Origin of the sequence: Helicobacter bilis ATCC 51630 (genome assembly GCF_000686565.1) — a bacterium.
Lineage (GTDB): Bacteria > Campylobacterota > Campylobacteria > Campylobacterales > Helicobacteraceae > Helicobacter_A > Helicobacter_A bilis.
Map to the genome: position 1 here is coordinate 1 of NZ_JMKW01000105.1, position 2013 is coordinate 2013.

At 34.9% G+C, this 2013-nt stretch carries 3 protein-coding genes; all 3 read right to left on the reverse strand.

The genetic code is table 11. The features are described 5' to 3' along the window. A partial coding sequence (gene rffA / locus T368_RS0111320) for a dTDP-4-amino-4,6-dideoxygalactose transaminase (protein ID WP_027338505.1) occupies window positions 1-997 on the reverse strand: 997 nt, incomplete at its 3' end. An 82-nt stretch (window positions 998-1079) separates the two neighbouring features. After that, window positions 1080-1286, reverse strand: coding sequence for a DNA-3-methyladenine glycosylase (locus tag T368_RS16955; RefSeq protein WP_004087219.1), 207 nt, complete (start codon window positions 1284-1286; stop codon window positions 1080-1082). A gap of 4 nt (window positions 1287-1290) precedes the next feature. Beyond that, window positions 1291-1956, reverse strand: a complete 666-nt coding sequence (locus tag T368_RS14130) for a formyltransferase family protein (protein WP_004087221.1) — start codon at window positions 1954-1956, stop codon at window positions 1291-1293. Window positions 1957-2013 lie beyond the last annotated feature (57 nt).

Sequence of the window (2013 nt, forward strand, 5' to 3'; positions counted from 1 at the left end):
AAGTATGTCCAAATTTTTGTCCAGCAGGCGACGAATGCAAAGGAACATAATGAAATACTGGAAAAATTTCATTCTGCTTCATAAACTCTATAAAATCGCTTCTTTGCTGTAAGTTCTCAAATAACACATAATACATATGTGCATTATGTTTGCACTCTGCTGGGATATACGGCGTTTTTACACTTTTAAACACACGAAAAAAGTCATTATACTGATTCCAAATATCTAATCTTTTAGCATTAATTTTGTCTGTATTCTCTAGTTGAGAATACAAAAATGCGGCTACCATGTCAGATGGCAAGAAAGACGAACCAATATCCACCCATGTATACTTATCCACCTCACCTCTAAAAAACTGAGTTCGATTGGTCCCTTTTTCTCTAATAATCTCTGCCCTTTCAATAAATCTCTCATTGTTGATAACCAGTGCTCCCCCCTCTCCAGAAATAATATTTTTAGTTTCATGAAAAGAAAAACAACCTAAATCTCCAATGCTACCAAGTGGCCTTCCTTTATAAAAGCTACCCACGCCTTGTGCTGCATCTTCGACAACAAATAGGTTATGTCTCTTAGCAATCTCTAGAATCTTATCCATTTCACATGCAACGCCTGCATAATGAACGCATACAATAGCCTTTGTTTTCTGTGTAATAGCAGATTCAATAAGATTCTCATCTATATTCAAAGTATCTTCTCTGATATCTACAAAAACAGGGACAGCTCCACGCAATACAAATGCATTCGCCGTAGAAACAAAAGTATAAGATGGCATGATGACTTCATCCCCTGCTTGCAAATCTAATAAAATTGCTGCCATTTCCAAAGCAGCTGTGCAAGAGTGTGTGAGAAGCACCTTTTTGCAACCAATCTTAGATTCCAGTAATTTATGACACTGTTTTGTATAAAAACCATCACCACACAAAGCACCACGACGAATTGCATCTTGAATATACTTAAGTTCATTTTCAATCATGAAAGGTTTATTAAAAGCTATCATATATCTATCCAAATAAAAAAATAAGACCGCATTATAGCATATTTTAATATGTTTCACAATGCAATTAAAAACAATATCCTAGCTATCTAAAATGTATTCGAAAATTTGGAGCAATCCATCTTTGTCCATTCTCATCTACAACTTCGCACAGTTTAACCAACCCAATCCCACACACAACAATACAGCATTTATTTTCCATAAAAATCACCTTACCACAATCTCTATTTGCTACCACAACATCTTTAATTACCTCTGCTTTAAGCACTTTTAAGATTTTATTCTCAAACATTGTTTTAGCCCCCATCATACGGAAAACCAACAGCATCTATAAAACGAACAATTCTAGCACTATCCCATTGCCAATTAATATGGTAATCTTGCCTATCTCTCCATAAACTATATGTGGCTTCTGCATGATTCTGCTTTTTAGCAATTAAACTTTTATTTGATTGAATATCTTTTAAGACCTTAATGCAAAGATCTGCATAAAGATGTGATATTTTACCAATAGCCTCCCATATCGTGATAGGATAAGATACTGCCATACTCTTTTGATAAATAATATCGCCCTTATCATACTCATTTGTGCCATATAGAACACTAACTCCAATCGTATCATCACCATTAATTAAACTAGTAACCAGAGGATTAAAACCCCGATACTTTGGCAACAAGGAATCATGAAAAACAATAATTTTAGAATACCCCTGAATCACCCATTTCCAACCGATCGCTACAGCATACGAGTTGTTATCCTTGTGAAATTTTGATATCTCATCTTTAAGACAAAATGGAATTCCATTTCGACAACATATTTCTTTAATATCATCAAAATAGCTCTTTTCGGTTTTGATGATATGTGTTACCACACATTCAATACATTGCAACAAGCCTTTTCGTTCAAGTTCGTTTAATACAAACAACCCCTTATATCCCAATACAAAAAGATAGCACTTCATGATGCCATCCCTTCCTTAAAGGCATAATAACGATATTTAGTTACCCCCCCCCCCCCC

Coding starts and splice junctions, on each gene's coding strand:
- T368_RS14130 (WP_004087221.1), bottom strand. CDS start 1,956: ATGAAGTGCTATCTTTTTGTATTGGGATATAAGGGGTTGTTTGTATTA.
- T368_RS16955 (WP_004087219.1), bottom strand. CDS start 1,286: ATGTTTGAGAATAAAATCTTAAAAGTGCTTAAAGCAGAGGTAATTAAA.